This is a genomic window from Streptomyces sp. NPDC031274 (genome assembly GCF_055570235.1).
Map to the genome: position 1 here is coordinate 72,899 of NZ_JBVIHP010000037.1, position 11,478 is coordinate 84,376.

11 protein-coding genes and 1 pseudogene are annotated in these 11,478 nt (G+C 68.2%); 5 read left to right on the forward strand and 7 right to left on the reverse strand.

Going from position 1 to position 11,478, the window contains the following annotated elements; genetic code table 11:
* Window positions 1-123 precede the first annotated feature (123 nt).
* On the forward strand, window positions 124-1,020 hold the full coding sequence (locus ACZ5CR_RS39810) for a LysR family transcriptional regulator (RefSeq protein WP_468867060.1): 897 nt from the start codon (window positions 124-126) through the stop codon (window positions 1,018-1,020).
* A 207-nt stretch (window positions 1,021-1,227) separates the two neighbouring features.
* A complete protein-coding gene (locus ACZ5CR_RS39815; RefSeq protein WP_468867062.1) occupies window positions 1,228-3,078 on the forward strand; it encodes a serine hydrolase domain-containing protein in 1,851 nt (616 codons plus the stop codon).
* A 146-nt stretch (window positions 3,079-3,224) separates the two neighbouring features.
* Here ACZ5CR_RS39815 and ACZ5CR_RS39820 read toward each other — a convergent pair whose 3' ends face one another.
* Both ACZ5CR_RS39820 and ACZ5CR_RS39825 read right to left on the reverse strand, forming a co-directional pair.
* The gene (locus ACZ5CR_RS39820; protein WP_468867063.1) at window positions 3,225-4,466 is read right to left on the reverse strand and encodes an aromatic acid exporter family protein; all 1,242 of its coding nucleotides are present in this window, start codon (window positions 4,464-4,466) and stop codon (window positions 3,225-3,227) included.
* Window positions 4,467-4,611: 145 nt separating this feature from the next.
* Window positions 4,612-5,262, reverse strand: coding sequence for a type III effector protein (locus ACZ5CR_RS39825; protein WP_468867065.1), 651 nt, complete (start codon window positions 5,260-5,262; stop codon window positions 4,612-4,614).
* A 129-nt stretch (window positions 5,263-5,391) separates the two neighbouring features.
* Between ACZ5CR_RS39825 and ACZ5CR_RS39830 the strand changes: the two genes are divergently transcribed.
* Together ACZ5CR_RS39830 and ACZ5CR_RS39835 are read left to right on the forward strand one after the other, a co-directional pair.
* Window positions 5,392-5,826, forward strand: coding sequence for an Hsp20/alpha crystallin family protein (locus ACZ5CR_RS39830; protein ID WP_468867067.1), 435 nt, complete (start codon window positions 5,392-5,394; stop codon window positions 5,824-5,826).
* Window positions 5,827-6,081: 255 nt separating this feature from the next.
* Window positions 6,082-6,516: a DUF2267 domain-containing protein gene (locus ACZ5CR_RS39835; RefSeq protein WP_468867069.1), complete on the forward strand. Its 435-nt coding sequence runs from the start codon at window positions 6,082-6,084 to the stop codon at window positions 6,514-6,516.
* Window positions 6,517-6,730: 214 nt separating this feature from the next.
* On the opposite strand, the pseudogene ACZ5CR_RS39840 reads toward ACZ5CR_RS39835, so the two are convergent.
* Window positions 6,731-6,850 (reverse strand): annotated as a pseudogene (locus ACZ5CR_RS39840) (DNA-binding response regulator); the annotation flags it as partial.
* A gap of 330 nt (window positions 6,851-7,180) precedes the next feature.
* Here ACZ5CR_RS39840 and ACZ5CR_RS39845 point away from each other — a divergent pair.
* Entirely contained in the window at window positions 7,181-8,038 is an 858-nt protein-coding gene (locus ACZ5CR_RS39845; protein ID WP_468867071.1) for an RNA polymerase sigma factor SigF, read from the forward strand.
* 195 nt (window positions 8,039-8,233) lie between these two features.
* On the opposite strand, the gene ACZ5CR_RS39850 is transcribed toward ACZ5CR_RS39845, so the two are convergent.
* From ACZ5CR_RS39850 to ACZ5CR_RS39865, 4 genes are all read right to left on the reverse strand, one after another.
* Window positions 8,234-8,572: an STAS domain-containing protein gene (locus ACZ5CR_RS39850; protein WP_468867073.1), complete on the reverse strand. Its 339-nt coding sequence runs from the start codon at window positions 8,570-8,572 to the stop codon at window positions 8,234-8,236.
* Window positions 8,569-9,861: a PP2C family protein-serine/threonine phosphatase gene (locus ACZ5CR_RS39855; protein WP_468867074.1), complete on the reverse strand. Its 1,293-nt coding sequence runs from the start codon at window positions 9,859-9,861 to the stop codon at window positions 8,569-8,571. Before ACZ5CR_RS39855 ends, ACZ5CR_RS39850 begins: the two co-directional genes overlap by 4 nt.
* Window positions 9,861-10,664, reverse strand: coding sequence for an alpha/beta fold hydrolase (locus tag ACZ5CR_RS39860; RefSeq protein ID WP_468867075.1), 804 nt, complete (start codon window positions 10,662-10,664; stop codon window positions 9,861-9,863). The genes ACZ5CR_RS39855 and ACZ5CR_RS39860 overlap by 1 nt, the downstream gene beginning before the upstream one ends.
* A 328-nt stretch (window positions 10,665-10,992) precedes the next feature.
* On the reverse strand, window positions 10,993-11,478 hold a 486-nt coding region (locus ACZ5CR_RS39865), incomplete at its 5' end, for a DNA-directed RNA polymerase subunit alpha C-terminal domain-containing protein (RefSeq protein WP_468867077.1).

Genomic DNA, 11,478 nt, shown 5'->3' on the forward strand with positions numbered 1-11,478 from the left:
AAATTCCGGTGGGGCAAGAATGCAGCCAGTCAGTCATAGCTTCAAATACTTGTGAGGGTTGATTAGCATGCCTTTGAGGCATGAAGGTGTCCTGCCTCCTCCGTCTCCCGAAGGGCTACCGCCATGGAGCTCCGAGTGCTGCGCTACTTCCTGACCATCGTGGAGACCGGTTCGGTCACCAAGGCTGCCGAGGTGGTCCGCGTCGCCCAGCCCTCGCTGTCGCGCCAACTGCGCGGCCTGGAAGGGACCTTGGGGATGACGCTCTTCGACCGCGGCGGCAAGCGGATGGTCCTGACGGCGGCCGGCCGGCGCTTCCTTCCCCTGGCCCGCGACCTGGTCGCCCGCGCGGACACCGCCGAGGCCGCAGTCGGTGCGCTGGCTGCCGGTCGTGCCATGCGGATCACCGTGGCGGCCCCGCCCACGACCATCACCGACGTGATCGCGCCGTTCCTGGCCACCTGGGGGCCGGAGGATCCGCTCGTCACCGTGCAGGCGGAGAGTCCGGCACATGCGTACCAGGCCCTTGCGAGGGGCGCCGATGTGGCCATCTCCTCGGCACCTTCGAGGCGCCGTTTCGCCGGGCTCCCGGTGGCCCACCTGCCGCTGTGGGCCTACGTCCCTACCGACCACGCCTGGGCGGACCGGGACCGCGTCACCATCAGGGAACTTGCCACGCAGCCCCTCATCGTCCTCACCCCGGCGCACGGCACCCGCCGCATCCTGGATCACGCCGTGCAGGATGCGGACGCCTCGTGCGACATCGTGCTCGAATGCGACACCCCGCACGTCGCGCAGGCCATGGCGGCTTCGGGCCACGGCGTCGCGGTGGTCTCCGACGATCCCCGCTTCGACCTGCACCCGCTGCTGATCCTCGACAGCACGGGCGAACCGCTGCAGATCCACCTGCACGCGGCGTGGGGCGCCGACCACTATGCGCTGCGCAGCATCGAGGCATTCGCGGCCGGGTTGTCACGTTTTTGTGTCGAGCGGTACGGGCCACAGGTCTCCGCCCGCCTGTGAACTACAGCGACGACTACAGACCACGGCCCTGGCCGCGACGCGAGGCGTGAGTGCACGCCGCCCCGACGGCCGACAGCCAAGGAGAGCTGGAGGTATGCCTGGCAGGCAGCCCGAGCAGACCGGGCAGGCATTGGACGGCGGCCCCGGTGCGCCCCACCATGCAGCGATATCCCGCCATCAGCTGCCAGCCCGAGAGGACATCGGACCATGCCGAGACCGTTCCACACCCGACGGCTACGCCGTGCCGCTGCCGTCGCCGCCGTGCTCGCGGGGCTGTTCGCCGTCCCGCCACCGACGACGGCGGCACCCGCCGCGAACGCCACCACCGCCGCAACCGCACCCGTACCGGGTGATCCGCTCACCGGAAGCGGCGCGGTGAACCGGACCGAACTCACCGCCGGCCAACTCACCGGGAGCAGCGCCGAGGACACCGTGCCCGACAGCGCCTTCGCCCTACCGACGGGGGCGGCGCCACCCACCCACAGCTTCGAAGGCACCCTCACCCTCAACGGCCTCTCCACCGCGGGCGGATTCCGCGCACTGAAAGACCCGAACGGATACGCGGACACAGCAGCGACCCGGCACCTGCCACCGATCGACATCGCGCTCGTGCAGAACGGCAGCCACCTCGTCCCGGCGAAGCGCGGGTTGCAGTACACGGGGAACCAGGCGTGGAACCTGTCAGTGGGACCCGGCCGCGCGTGGAACGAGGACGGCGACGGCCAACGCACCCGCGCCTCCCTGCCGTTCGCGCTCGTCGAGCGCAACGCCAACTGCGTGCACAACGGCACCCTGACATTCCTCTTCGACGACACATCGGTCTCCGAAGTCCGCTACCAGATCACCACGGAGACCTGCGAGTACTTCCAGTTCGACATGTGGGGCCAGGTACCGGCCGACTACCGGCCCGGCCCCGTCGACGGCGCCGAGAACCTGCGCGACGCATACGCCTCCGAGGTCAAGGACCGGCTCCCGACCAAGCCCGTCTCGGCGCTGGCCACCGACTACCCGGACAGTGGCGTGGACGTGACGAAGTTCAGCTCCGGCATCACGCCGTCCGCGCTGAGCACCTTCGGCGTCAACTTCCACGGAGTCCACTACGTGGGCAACTGCCGTACCCGGCAAGGGGAGTACCCGTTCTGCGGCCAGATGCTTCTGCCTTCGTACTCGACCGCGAAGTCGGCGTTCGCGGGAACAGCCATGCTGCGTCTGGCGCAGCGCTACGGTCCGGCCGTGGCCCAGGAGAAGCTCTCCGACCGAATCCCCGAGACCGCCGGCAACACTGCCTGGAGCGGCGTCACCCTCGACCACACCCTCGACATGGCCACCGGGAACTACACCTCGCCCGGCTACGAGAGAGACGAAGCGGGCAGCACCATGGCGGACTTCTTCGCAGCCGAGCCCTACGCAGACAAGATGCGACTCGCTCTGTCCTTCCCGCGTCGGGCCAGTCCCGGCAGCAAGTGGGTTTACCACACCTCCGACACTTTCCTCGCCACCCAAACGATGAACAACTACCTGCAGGAGAAAGGCGGTTCGGACGCCGACATCTTCGCCATGCTCCGCGACGACGTGCTCGAACCCATCGGCATCGGGCCCGACTCCCTCGTCTCCTCCCGCACCGACAACAGCCCCGGCGGAGCACCCTTCGGCGGCTACGGCATGTTCTGGACGCAGGACTCCATCGCCAAGTTCGCGAAGTTCCTCAACAACGACCACGGCACCGTCAACGGCAAGCAGATACTCGACCCGGCACTGCTCGCGGCCACCATGCAACGCACACCGGAGGACCGGGGCATGACCACCACCGGCGCCAAGCCCATGAAGTACCAGAACGGCGTCTGGGGCCGTAAGTTCACCTCCGCCGACAACCCCGCCTACACCAGCCCCTTCTACGTACCATTCATGTCGGGATACGGTGGCATCACCGTCGCGATGATGCCGAACGGCGCCACCTACTACTACTTCAGCGACAACAACGAGTTCAGCTGGAACGCCGCCGTCGCCGAAGCCAGCAAGCTGGCGCCCATGCCCGGCGCGGCGGCTACTGCGAGATAGACCCCACCACATCCCCGAACTCCTCGACTGAACCGACATCCACAGCGTTGAGCTGCGGCAACAGTTTCAACACGTCGTCGCACACAGGCGGCATCCCGCTGACGCAGAGGGCTGTCACGTCCCAGCCGAATCGATCAAACGCCCTCTCAGGGTGAGGGTTGCTGTTGTGTGGCGTGGTCGACGCCGTGCTGCAGGATGTCGCAGGTGTGCTGGAATTCGTCCATCAGCCGGGCTGCCTCAGCCAGCAGGATTCCGTAGGGGTAGGACGGGTCGCTGATGCGCAGGGGGCTGTTCTGTGCGTCGTTGGTGAGCTGGTGGTGGACGTCTTGGGCGTCGCTGGCCGCCTGGCACAGCTGCTGGGCCTGGTCTTTGAGGCGGTCTTGGTCGATCTCGCTGAACAGGCCGGTGATCTGGGCGAGGGAGGCCAGGAAGTCTCCGTAGGCGTGGAAGAAGCGGCGTTGTTCGTGATCGGTGCGCTCGTCGTGGTCCTGTTCCTGGTCCAGGCTGCGGGTCATCGACGCGGTCTGGTGGGAGACCCGTTCCAGTGCGTCGAGGACGGCCTGGTAGCCGGCGAAGGTGACGGGGTGGCCGTGTCTGCGCCGGAGCAGGTGGCGGGGGTTGTAGTAGATGCTTTCGCGCGCGGTGCTCATGGAGGACTGGGCCTGGGTGACGATGGATCCCAGGGAGGCGGCGCGCTGGCGCCAGTGTGCGGTGCGTTCCTTGTGCAGCTGCTCCTCCTCCCGCAGGGAGGGGTAGATGTCGCTGATCAGGTCGCACAGTGACTGGGCGAGGGTGCGGATGCCGTATTCGGCGCTGCGGTAGCGCAGCGGCGGCAGTACGAGGAGGTTGACCAGCACGCCCACGCCGCAGCCGATGAAGACGAGCAGGATGATCTGGCCGAGCTGGGTGAGCGCCTGTGCTGAGCTGGTCGCGGACACGTAGGTGGAGAAGGCGAAGAGGGCTGCTGTGGCCACCTGGGAGCCCTGGGAGCCCAGCGGGCGCCATCGGCCGATGCTGAGGGCGACCAGCGCCACCAGAACGAAGGTCAGCAGGTCGGGACCGGCCAGCAGGCCGAGCGCCGCCTGCAGGGCCACCCCGGCCGAGACCGCACCGACGTAGCGCAGTGCCTGTGTCACGGACTGGTAGACGGTGACCTGCATGATCAGAACTGCGGAGAACGGGGCGAAGGCCGGGGAGGTCGCCTGCATCAGGTTGTAGGCGACCACCCAGGAGAGGGTGGCCGCGAGGGTGCTTTTCCCGATCAGTTCCAGGGTGTGCCGCTCGTGTCCGTCCGAACCGGCTGCCCGCCGCAGCCACTGCCTCATCCGGGCGTACCGGCCCTGTGCCGCCGCCCGGCACCTTGCCGACGGTGCCGCTGACTGTGCCATGCCCATCTCCTGACCAGTGCTGCTTTCGGTGCTGTTCTGCGACTGCCCCGCTCTTCTCTCCCAGCCACACGTGAACAACCACCCAACAGCCCCACGGGGCCGTCCCTCCGGATGACGGGGCGAGGACTTCTGGCGTCCTGTGTTTTTAGCGGTCGGCGCTGCCGCCGTGGCGGAGTCGGTCGGCGTGGTGGGTGAGGGTGTCGACGCGGTCCGCGAGATCGGGGTGGTCGGCCGTGAGGTGGGTGTGGGTGTCGGCGAGGGCGGTGATGAGGTTGGCGGCGTCGTTGTCGGCGAGAGCGGCGACGAGGTTCGCCTGAGACGTGCGGGCCGGAGCGGGAAGGTCCGAGAGGGCTGTGATCTGGCCTGCGAGCTGTCGCAGGTCGGCGGCGTTGGCCCGGGCCCAGGTGGTGAGGGTGCGGTCACCGGCCCGGCGGTTGCGGGTGGCCGTCACGCGTTGTTCGCCGGTGCTGCCGGGGGCTCCGGGGCGTACGCGCAGGTAGCGCCGTTCCGCGGCCTGGCGGCTGGCGACGCCCAGGGGCTGGGCCAGATCGGCCCAGCTGGTGCCCGCTGCGCGGGCTGCCTCGATCAGTCCGGGCTCCCATCCGGCGAGCTGTTCACGCAGTTCGCGCAGCGCCAGCAGGACGGCCATGACCTCTTCGGACGTTGCCGGGCGGTTGCTCGGCTCGTGTGGTGGCGGGGTGCTCTGCGCGGTGCGGACGGCTGCGCCGATGGCGTCCAGCGCTATGGCGGCGGCGCGGACCGAGGTGGGGTCGCCGACGGTAGGGGATGCGTTCACGGCCAACTCTTTCTCCGGTGTCACTGTTCCGATGACTCTGCAACTTGTCATCGTCTGGATGACATGTTACAACAGTGCCAGACGAAGCGCATTGGCAGTTTCTGCCAGACCTTTGGAGGTGTATTCGCGATGTTGATGCGCACTGACCCCTTCCGCGAGCTCGACCGGATCGCCCAGCAGTGGACGGGCGCGAGCGGTACTTGGTCCAGGCCCTCGGCGATGCCGATGGATGCCTACCGGCAGGGCGAGGCGTATGTGATCGCCCTGGACCTGCCCGGTGTCACCAAGGACGCGATCGACATTGATGTCGAGCGGAACATGCTCACCGTCAAGGCCGAGCGCCGCCCGGCGGTGAGTGCGGACGACGTGCAGATGGAGCTCTCCGAGCGGCCGCTGGGCGTCTTCTCCCGCCAGCTGGTGCTGGCCGACACACTGGACACCGAGCGCATCACGGCCGACTACGACGCAGGTGTACTGACCCTGCGCATCCCGATCGCCGAGCGCGCCAAGCCTCGCAAGATCGCGATCGGCAGCCAGTCCGAACCCCAGCAGATCAGCAGCTGAGGAAGGCCGCCTGCATACCAGCCGCTCTCGGGCCGGCGTCATCCCGCGCGCGTCGGCAGGGTTGCGGCGGGCGAGCATCGACCCGCCGCCCCCTGCCCGCCTTTCCCGGGCCGGAACTCTCCGGCCGGCCCGGGGCATCACGTTCCACCAGCAAGCGACCCGCTCACCCCACTTCAGCAGGATTGCCGGTACCCGAACCGGCCGACCGTCCCTGCCGGCGACCACGCCGTGGGACGAGAAAGGCAACTGCCCACGATGTCTACGCTGCGTGCATCGTCCGCCCACCCGCCCCGCATGGCGTACGACGAGATGCTGGAGAAAATCCGGTACGAAGGCGCTTACCCCACCCGGGAGAGGGCCGCGGAGGTCACGCGTGCCGTGCTGGCGGCCCTGGGCCGGCAGCTGACCGGCGAGGAACGCGTCGATCTCGCCGCCCGTCTTCCCCTCGAAGCCGCCCTCGTTTTCACCAGTGAGGTCCCCGACCGCCGACCGTCCACGGGCTGGGGCTTCGTCAAGGAACTGGCCGCCCGCACCGGCGCCAGCCCCGCGACCACCCGCTGGGACACCGGAGCCGTCCTCGCCGCAGTCAGCCACCTCGCGGGCCCCGGCCTCATGGACCGCATCCTCGCCCAGCTTCCTACCGGGTGGGCGCTACTCTTCGGCCGCGCCGAACTGATCCAGGCCGCGTAACTGGCTGCCCCGGGCCGTCGACGGACCAGGATGGACGTGGGCCGCGACCGGCAACAGGTAGTGAGTGGTGAGCAAGCGCGACCCCGGCACGGTCGTGGCCTCGTTGGCGCGCAGTGATCTCCCGAGAGCGGTCACCTTTGCGTTCCGTCGGGGCTCGGCCGTGCGCGGGTGGGTTCCCTCGCGAAGCTCGCTGTGCTGGACGGTCTTCGGCTGGTCAGGGGGAGAGGCCGGCGTCGCGGGCCAGGAGGGCGGCTTGGACGCGGTTGGTGACGTCGAGTGTGGCGAGGATGCGGCTGACGTGGGCTCTGACGGTGCTGGTACGCCGCCGCGACCTACCTCCAGCGGATCCTCACTCTGGGCGCCGAGTGGGCCGAGTGGATAACCACACCGCCACCCAATGTCTACATCGGCCGTGTTAGATTTCTGTGCGTCTGGCGGAGAGGTAATCGGCATCGATCGGTTACGGAGGAAAGTGGGTGAGCTCCCCGATGGGGGCCAACGGGAGGGGCCACGTCTGCCTCCGCCCCTGCCGTGGCCGAGTCGGCTCAAGTACCAAGACCCTTTGGTGCGCACCTCAGAGGCGCGAGCGCATGGATCGCGATCGCGGGGCACACACTGGCGCGGAGGGGCGCCAATCAACTGACGACAAGGAGCGGGAAGCATCATGACCGTGGTGGCCGGTGAGCAGACGCGAACGCAGGTGGAGGAAGAACTCGCAGAGCTTGTGTACGCGGATCCGTCGTCGGTGACACCGCAGGACGCGCGGGCGATCTCCAAGCCTTTCTTCGACCGGCTCGGCGAGTTCGAGGAGGGGACGCACGAGTATCAGTACGTGCGCAACTGCCTGATCGAGATGAACCTTTCCCTCGTGCAGTACGCCGCCTCGCGGTTCAAGCACCGTGGCGCGCAGGAGATGGAGGACATCGTCCAGGTTGGCACGATCGGCCTGATCAAGGCGATCGACCGGTTCGACCTGTCCCGTGAGGTGGAGTTCGCCTCCTTCGCTGTTCCCTACATCACGGGTGAGATCAAGAGGTTCTTCCGTGACACCTCCTGGGCGGTGCATGTGCCGCGCCGTCTGCAAGAGGCGCGTCTGGAACTGTCCAAGGCGACTGAGGAGTTGCGTACCCGTCTGGGACGTTCCCCCTCGACGGCGGAGCTCGCGGAGCTGATGCAGCTGGAGCCCTCCGAGGTGGCTCAGGCGCAGATGGCCTCCAACGGCTACAACGCCGCCTCGCTGGACGCTGCCGTGACGAGCCAGGACGACGGGTCCGACACCGCGCTCGCCGATTTCATCGGCTTCGAAGAGAACTCCTACGAGCTCATCGACAACTTTCACTCCCTGGCGCCACTGGTCGCAGAACTCGACGAGCGGGAACGCACCCTCATCCACCTCCGCTTCGTCCAGGAGATGACGCAGACCCAGATCGGTGAAGAGTTGGGCTGCTCGCAGATGCACGTCTCCCGCTTGATCAGCCGTGTCGTGACCAAGCTTCGCGCCAGCCTGCTGGCCACCGACTAGCCACCCCCGGAAATTTCCGACGCCCGGGGGCCCGCATGGCCCCCGGGCGTGGCGTTGGCGACTGAGCACCCGAGTCGCCCTGGCCACGCGCGCACCGCGCCGGCGACCGGCGTACAGGGGCGGACCGGTCAGTCGTGACACTGCCCGATCCGCCCGCCCGCCCGTGCGGAGCCACACCCGCCTGTCCCGGGAGGGCTACTGCGGGGTGGTGGTGAGGGCATCGGGGTAGGTCGTGAAGATCTGGTCCAAGCCGATGATGCGCAGAATGCGGGCGGTGTTGGCGGGAACCGCGGCCAGGGCGACAGCGGCACCATGTCGGCCTGCGATGTCGCGGGCAGCCAGCAGGGCGCTGATGCCGCTGGAGTCGCAGAAGTCCAGCCGGGCCATGTCCAGAACCAGCAACTGGCCGCTGGTGAGGGTGAGGTTGCCGAGCGCCTGACGGAGTTCAGGGGCGGATACGTGGTCGAGTTCGCCGGTGATCTCCAGTACGGGACCGGTGGCAGCGTCTCGGGTGGTGATCGTCAGCGGCCTCATGTCGAGGTTCTACTCCCATCGTTGGTCGGGGGAACGGGTATGCCGAGGGCGAGCAGGGCGGTGTCGTCGTCCAGGCCTTCACCGAAGCCTGCGAGCAGCTCGGTCAGGGCAGTGACCAGGGAACGGGGTCCGGTCGGGACTCTCGCGGTCACGAAGGCGTGCAGCGCCTCCTCGCCGTACAGGGCACGTGTCGGGCCGACCCGTGCTTCGGTCAGACCGTCCGTGTAGAGGAGCAGGGTGTCGCCAGGAAGGAGCACGGTGCGGGCGGCTGTGAACTGCGCCTGTGGCAGGGCACCGACGAGCATCCCACCCGGGGTGGCGAGGTAGTCGGCGGTGCCGTTGGCGCGCTGGATCAGGGCCGATGGGTGACCACCCGAGGCCAGGTGCACCGTGCAACTGGCCTCGCCTGGTTCCAGGATGCCGAGTACGGCGGTGCAGTAACGGGCGTCACCGCTGCTGTATCGCTCGTTCAGCACGGCATTGAGTGTGGTCAGCACGCTGACAGGGTCCGGGTCGTGCAGGGCGGCGGCGCGCAGGGTGTAGCGGGCCAGCGAGGTCACCGCAGCCGCTTTGGGGCCCTTGCCGCACACATCGCCGAGGAAGAACCCCCACCGGGTGCCGTTGCCGTCCAAAGGGAACAGATCGTAGAAGTCGCCGCCCAGCAGGTCCGGGGAGGCGGTGTGGTAGTACGAGGCGGCCTCCAGACCCGGTACCGCGGGCAGCACGGAAGGAAGCAGGCTCTGTTGCAGTACCTGCAGGGCTTCCTGGAGCCGTGCGCGGTCGGCCTCGGCCTGGCGGTGCGCCTTCTCGGCAGCCTGACGACCGCGCAGCAGTTCGGCTTCGTAGGCGCGCCGGTCCCGGGCGTCGAAGACGGTGGTGCGGATCAGTATCGGTTCGCCGTCGTCACTGGTCTTCACCTTGGAGGTGACCAGCACGGGAAGCCTCTGCCCCTTGGCTGCTTTGATGTCCAGGGCGATGCCGCTGATCTCACCCTGCATCTGCAGCAGCGGCGCGAAGTGTGTCTCGTGGTAGAGCTTGCCGCCCACGGTGAGCAGGTCAGGGAAGCGCATCCGGCCCACCACCTCGCGCCGAGTCAGCCCCAGCCACTCCAGCAGAGTGGTGTTGATCTTGGCGATGGTGCCATCCATGAGTGTCGACAGATACCCGCAGGGCGCCTGCTCGTACAGCTCCTCGGCGCTGTCCTCCAGCAGGGCGGAGAAGACCGCGTCGGTGGTGTCCGCGCCCTCCTCACCATCCGGCTCATGGGGCAGCTCGCCGGTGCGGCTCATCACCGGCGCGCTCCCAGGAAGGTGACGATCGCCTCTGCCGTGGCCTGCGGTGCACTCAGCTGCGGGCAGTGCCCGGTCGCCTCCAGCGTAATCAGCCGACTGCCGGGGATCGCGGCGTGAACGTAGGCGCCCACCTCACGGGGAGCGATCACATCCTGCACACACTCCAGGACAAGCGTCGGCACCGCAACGTCCTGCAGATCCTCGCGGCTGTCGGACAGGAACGTGGTGCGGGCGAAGACCCGGGCCATGTCCGGGTCGGTCGCGCAGAACGACGCGGTCAGTTCCTCACCGAGCTCCGGCCGGTCCGCGTTCCCCATGATCACCGGAGCCATCGCCGCAGACCAGCCCAGATAGTTCGACTCCAGGGACTCCAGGAGCTCATCGATGTCCTCGGCGCTGAACCCGCCCCGATACCCCTCATCGTCGATGTAGCGGGGGGAGGGGGCGACCATCACCAGACGGGAGATCCGCTCCGGGGCGGCCGCCGCCGCGAGCACCCCGACCATGGCACTGACCGAGTGCCCCACCATCGCAACGTCCCGCAGGTCCAGCGCCTCACAGACCTCCACGACATCCTGGGCGTACCCGTCAAGCACGTTGTAGCGCTGCTCGTCCCACGCCAACGCGTCCGCGCGGCCTGACCCGACATAGTCGAAGAGCACCACCCGGTACTCCTTCGCCAGCATCGGCACGACCAGTCGCCACATGTTCTGGTCACAGCCGAACCCGTGCGCCAGCAGCACCACCGGCCCATCGGCGCGACCGGTGACCACCACGTTGTTCCTGCGCACGATATCCATGCCGCTCATCCTTCCACTGGCCCATCGCCCACCTGGAACCGGCCGTGGCGCGGTCATCGAGCATTCGACGCTCGACGCCGAGTTGCAGCTCGGCACCGGGAGGGCGCACCGGAGGGAAGGACTCGCCCTGTGGGGACCGGCGGCGCGGCGCTTTTGTCCCGGCGGGACCAAGACCCGGATCTCCGGAACCACGGCATGCGGTTCGGGCGGTTGCAGATCCGCCACGCGCGGCGCGGCGGGTTCACCGCTGCCAGGGTCACCTGTCCGGCATACGCCGCGGCAGGCGCATTCTGCGGGCCGGCCGCGCCCGGCCCGCAGAATGACGGTTTTAGTACTGTTCGGTCTCGACGAAGCCGGCGTCCGCGTCGTCTGCGGCGGGGGAGAAGGTGTCGACAGCGGCGATGGGGTCGAAGCCGGGAGGCGAGTCCTTCAGCGCGAGGCCCATGCCGGTCAGCTTCGCCTTGATCTCGTCGATCGACTTCGCACCGAAGTTGCGGATGTCGAGGAGGTCGGCCTCGGAGCGGGCCACGAGCTCACCCACGGAGTGGATGCCCTCGCGCTTGAGGCAGTTGTACGAGCGGACAGTGAGGTCCAGGTCCTCGATCGGCAGCACCAGGTCGGCGGCGAGTGCGGCATCGGTGGGGGAGGGGCCCATGTCGATGCCCTCGGCTTCGATGTTGAGCTCGCGGGCCAGACCGAACAGCTCGACCAGGGTCTTGCCGGCGGACGCCATGGCGTCACGCGGGCGCATGGCCTGCTTGGTCTCGACGTCGACGATCAGCTTGTCGAAGTCGGTGCGCTGCTCGACACGCGT

Coding starts and splice junctions, on each gene's coding strand:
- ACZ5CR_RS39820 (WP_468867063.1), bottom strand. CDS start 4,466: ATGGCACAGTCAGCGGCACCGTCGGCAAGGTGCCGGGCGGCGGCACAG.
- ACZ5CR_RS39810 (WP_468867060.1), top strand. CDS start 124: ATGGAGCTCCGAGTGCTGCGCTACTTCCTGACCATCGTGGAGACCGGT.
- ACZ5CR_RS39845 (WP_468867071.1), top strand. CDS start 7,181: ATGACCGTGGTGGCCGGTGAGCAGACGCGAACGCAGGTGGAGGAAGAA.
- ACZ5CR_RS39835 (WP_468867069.1), top strand. CDS start 6,082: ATGTCTACGCTGCGTGCATCGTCCGCCCACCCGCCCCGCATGGCGTAC.
- ACZ5CR_RS39855 (WP_468867074.1), bottom strand. CDS start 9,861: ATGAGCCGCACCGGCGAGCTGCCCCATGAGCCGGATGGTGAGGAGGGC.
- ACZ5CR_RS39815 (WP_468867062.1), top strand. CDS start 1,228: ATGCCGAGACCGTTCCACACCCGACGGCTACGCCGTGCCGCTGCCGTC.
- ACZ5CR_RS39850 (WP_468867073.1), bottom strand. CDS start 8,572: ATGAGGCCGCTGACGATCACCACCCGAGACGCTGCCACCGGTCCCGTA.
- ACZ5CR_RS39830 (WP_468867067.1), top strand. CDS start 5,392: ATGTTGATGCGCACTGACCCCTTCCGCGAGCTCGACCGGATCGCCCAG.
- ACZ5CR_RS39860 (WP_468867075.1), bottom strand. CDS start 10,664: ATGGATATCGTGCGCAGGAACAACGTGGTGGTCACCGGTCGCGCCGAT.